Consider the following 3,245-nt stretch of genomic DNA (forward strand, 5'->3'; position numbering starts at 1 on the left):
GTTCTGTACACCACGAAGCACTTGCCCTGTTGTTTGTTGCTGGGAGAAAATATCGAAGATGCTACTAGTAAAATACCTATTACCGGTACGGCGGTTTGTATAACTATCAGGTACACAGGATTGTTTTTCCAGTTCCGATTACCTAACTTAATTACAAACCGCTGTAAAGTCCATACAGATAGTCCTTCCTCTTCCCAATAGCTTTCTGGCAATGCTTCAAAAACTTGTGATTTCTCATATTTGTTAAGCTTTTTAAATAAATTGGGAAAAAAATGTTTTATTTGTTGAAAATCTTCTTCAATCCACTGGCACAGAACTTCAATGGCTTCTTTACGGACGTATGGATGTTCTTCTATTGTGAGGATTCTGTATAGTGGATCAATAACTTTTTCATCCTGAATTTCCCCGTAAGTTTTAACCACAGTTATTAGCAATTGCTCACGGGAATTAATTTGTGGTTCCTCAACAGGGTATTGAATCTCACATTGTTCACATTTGGTATGCCACTGTTCGAGTATATCTAAAACTTCGGCGGCATGATTAGTATGATAGGCAGACTCAAATATATTAATAATTTCTTCAGAAACTCGTAATTGCTCATCTTCGTAAAGCTCTTCAAATAAACTGGGTAAGAAATTGGGTAAAACAGATATTATTTTTTGAAAAGCTTCTTCAATCCACTGGCACAGAACTTCAATGGCTTCTTCACGGACGTATGGATGTTCTTCTATTGTGAGGAGTCTGTATAGTTGCTTAAGCACTTTTTTATCCTGAATTTCCCCGTAAGTTTTAACCACAGTTATTAGCAATCGCTCACGGGAAGTAATTTGTGGTTCCTCAACAGAGTATTGAATCTCACATTGTTCACATTTGGTATGCCACTGTTCGAGTATGTCTAAAACTTCGTTGGCATGATGACGATTACTACGATAAGCAGACTTAAATCTACCAATAATTACTTTGGTTAAATCTTCACTTATTTCTCCATATTCGCCTTCCAATAATATACACAGCACTTCTTGTAGTTCAAATAAGTGCTGCGGTATGAGCATTCGTAATATCTGATCGCGGAAGCGCTCAAGAACCCGATAATTCTGGTCGTATGACAACAATTTTGTTAAGCAGTATTGAAATTCTCGGGTTAGTTCTTTAGGTGGATCGGACTTTGCTGCATAGCTGACGGTCAGAGCAATAGTAGCTAGAACATTCTCTTTAAGTTCATTCTTGTTTCCCTGAATGCCCCGAAAATTTTCTTGGTTCAAATATTCAATCACTTGAAGTAATTTTTGCTTCTGTTTATGCTCGTGCCACCGAGCCATTGCCCGTGCTGCCACCGCTTGGACACCTAGGGCTTGTACACTTTCTTCCCCATAAGTTGCCAGCCTTAGCAAAGTCTCTTTAACAAAATCAGTATCAATCAAACCGATGTCGCTAATTGCCCCACTAATCGCTGTGCGCAGTGCATTACGTCGCGTCTTATCACCTGGAGAACCATACAACTGCTGCCCTACGGGAATTCCAGACCGATCTTTCTCCCTAGATACACCTGGTTTTACAGAGGTTTGAACAAGCTCTACCAGCACTGGAAGTGCAGCATAAATACGTTGTCGATATTTAGTCCATGCAATTTTAAATAGCTCTAAACGCTGCTCAGGTAGCCAACTTTCAATCCTCTTTTGCCGATCGTTTTTTACTTCAACCGGGCGGAAGAAGTTATGAAAAGGCTGCAAATCGCAGTGATCGAGAGCACAAAGAGATGGGTCACGTCGATGCCACTCATGATCAACTAATTTTCCTATGGCAACTAGACACTGATCCTCGAAAAGACCGTCGAAGAAATTTAGTCCTAAAGCAATTAGTTGCTCACGAGGTTGGAGAACGTTATTAAACCATCGTTCAAGTATTTTTTTATTGTCCTGGGCAAGGTCAATTAGTTGGTTAATTGCTTCTTGTTGTAATGGCTTTTTTTCGCTTGAAAGTAATCCAGAAAATTTAGAAATTTTGTCTGGTGTTTTTAGCCTTTCAGCAATTGATTGAATGGTAAATTTGTTATCAGTTGGCAAAGACCATGTAACCTGTTTTAGTTGTTTTTTTAACTCTCTGAATAAATCATCTTTTTCGTACAGACCATCAACTTCTAAATCCTTCCAAAAATCTCCAATTGTATTAGTTAAACCCCAAACAGCACGAGGCTCATCTGTAGCGAAGATGACATAGTGGTTACTATCAGCAGCAGCTTTTTGGATCAGGGATAAATCATAGTCAATATCCTGAGGTACAACCTGTGTTAGCACAAAAATTGTTCTGGTTTCAGTTTTCTCAAGTATTTGATCGAAGTTCGGTAACTCAGAACCACGCTGCCATTCTTTGGCTTCAACTTCAAAACTGGCAGAGCTTGAGTACTCTTTCTGTAAATGATTACTTAAATGCCATGCAATATTACGCGCTATACCTACCTTATCAAGGTCGTTACTGCCACCTAGTATCACCATTCGATGACGACAAATAATACTAATCATTTGATCGATCACCTTTTTACTTGGGCTAATACCTGAGCCATATTTCTCAAGAGGAAGCTCTGAAAAATTTTCAGTTTCTTGGAGCTCATATTTGATGTTGTTGGTTAATTGAGCATTATCACCAAAAGAAAAATCACCCGAATTTCCAATAATAGATGTTTTGTAGTTATCCATGCCCAATTTTGTGTAACTATAGCGTTTATGCATTTATGAGGTACGGTTATCAACCTCAAATTCCACCTTTTTATTTAAGGGGTATTTAGGGGGATACTTTTGTACCTCATTGGAGAGAGAATTGCTAGATTGGCTTCCTTAATTGATTTTGTTGGTTAATTGAGCATTATCACCAAAAGAAAAATCACCCGAATTTCCAATTTTTTCAACAATAGATACGTTGTCTCCGCCCATAGCTGTTTGTTGTGAGTTTATAATATTCATGAGCTGTTGAGCCGCCTGAACAATTTCTTCGTCTTGATTAGCATTAGCTTCTACCAGTTCAGCTTCAAGCGGTTTATCCCAAACTTTGGGGTCTTTTTCGTATTCTGCAAGCACCATCTCTGCTTTTTGGTTCCCAGCAAACTTTTTTTGGATGAGTGCCCAAAGTCCCTTAAGTCCTTGGTATATATCTTGTCCAGCTTGGCTAGCAGTTCCTTTACCAACAGCAGCAAGACCAGCAGTTAGTGCAGTAACAATAGTAGTGGGTTCCATCAGTTTTGTTTCCTAAGA

General features: G+C 38.8%; 2 protein-coding genes. Both read right to left on the reverse strand.

Annotated features, from left to right (window positions below; translation table 11 throughout):
- Positions 1-2,693: hypothetical protein (locus tag F6K38_RS37805; protein ID WP_287360109.1), on the reverse strand; the 2,693-nt coding region annotated here is incomplete at its 3' end.
- Positions 2,694-2,831: 138 nt separating this feature from the next.
- Complete coding sequence (locus tag F6K38_RS37810) at positions 2,832-3,227, reverse strand: Het-E N-terminal domain-containing protein (RefSeq protein ID WP_287360110.1); 396 nt, start codon at positions 3,225-3,227, stop codon at positions 2,832-2,834.
- Positions 3,228-3,245 lie beyond the last annotated feature (18 nt).

The organism is Moorena sp. SIO3B2 (assembly GCF_010692525.1).
Classification (GTDB): Bacteria; Cyanobacteriota; Cyanobacteriia; order Cyanobacteriales; family Coleofasciculaceae; genus Moorena; species Moorena producens.